The 1,321-nt window shown below is 56.0% G+C and carries 1 pseudogene; it reads left to right on the top strand.

From position 1 onward, the window contains the following. Positions 1-1,193, top strand: a pseudogene (locus tag U4E84_RS17575) (hypothetical protein); the annotation flags it as partial. Between the last annotated feature and the right edge of the window lie 128 nt (positions 1,194-1,321).

Below are 1,321 nucleotides of genomic sequence, written 5' to 3'. Positions count from 1 at the left end.
TGAAGTCCGTCGATATGGACGAGGGCATCGAGGGGGCAGAGATCGACGATGACCGCAAAATCGAGGTGTACCAGACGGAACCCGGAGTCGAGTCGCTAGATGACGCCGAAGACTGGCTCCGAGAACACGGAGAGATCGACAGCCAGACTGTCGGTGAATCCATCACAGACCTGATCGATCTCAAATCCGACGACGATTCCTTCGAGATGACGGATGCTGGTGACGAGCTCCTCCAGTACGTCCTCAGTCTCGAGGAGCTCACCTCACACACGCTTGCGGATCTAGAGGAAGACGCACGCCAACAGGGGTTCCCCCGCAAGGCAGATACAATCGCGACGTACTCCGATGATCTCCAGCGCTTGGGACTGAAGGACGTGCGTGTTATCGAGGATTTCCCAGTCCAGACGTTCGTCTACGGCTACACTCGGGGCGGTCGTGAGGAAGACGAAGCCAAGCTGAACGCCTTCTCCCAGAACGCGAGTAGTGGAGACGGCACACCGATATTCGTGGACACCTCGGAGACAGAAGCAACGCAGTTCGATCTCGACCCCGCAGCGGTACTCCTCTGGCTGGCCGTCAACATTCCGGAGACAAGCGACGAGCGTGCTGTTCGTGGTGATATCACGCTTCCCGAGATACCCGATAACCCTTCGGAGGCCGCTATTGAACAGGCTCGGGCCGCAATTGAAGAACTCTCCCTCGCAGAGCAGTGGGCGTTCCTGCTGAACCATCTGGATCCCGTCGATCAGTACGGTCGTTTCGAGACCCGCACCGAGGATACCGTAGAAGGGGAAATAACTGAGTACGTCTTCAAACTCCTTCACACTCTCTCGCACATCCTGCTCAAGCAGGCAAGCACGATCAGTGGGTTTGACCGGACGAATCTCAGTGAGTTCCTCTTCCCAAGAGCGCTATCAGTGGTGATCTACACCAATAACCGCGAGGAGTTCAATATTGGCGGGATGACGACGATGGTCGAACAGCAGCTAGATGATCTCTTGGGCCAAGCCAAAGCTCACGGAAACGAGTGTATGATGGACCCAGTCTGTTCGCAGCGAGACGGAGCGTGTCTATCCTGTCTCCACGTGAGCGAGATCAGCTGTTCGTACTTCAACCAGGTTCTCTGTCGGGACTACCTGTTCGGAAGTCGCCCGAACACCGACCGGACAATCGAAGGCTTCTGGCGGCTATAGCTAACCTCACTTTCCCCGTAACCATGACTAGACGTTCACCGACCATTGATCGTGCGCTCACCATCGCTGATATCGTCGATCATGAGGAGGCGCTTCTCGATGAATTAGAGGGACTATTCCTCGTTGCC

The organism is Halorubrum sp. AD140, from assembly GCF_034497445.1.
Classification (GTDB): Archaea; Halobacteriota; Halobacteria; order Halobacteriales; family Haloferacaceae; genus Halorubrum.
The sequence above is the reverse complement of the archived record's forward strand: the minus strand, read 5'-3'. Positions and strand labels throughout refer to the sequence as shown.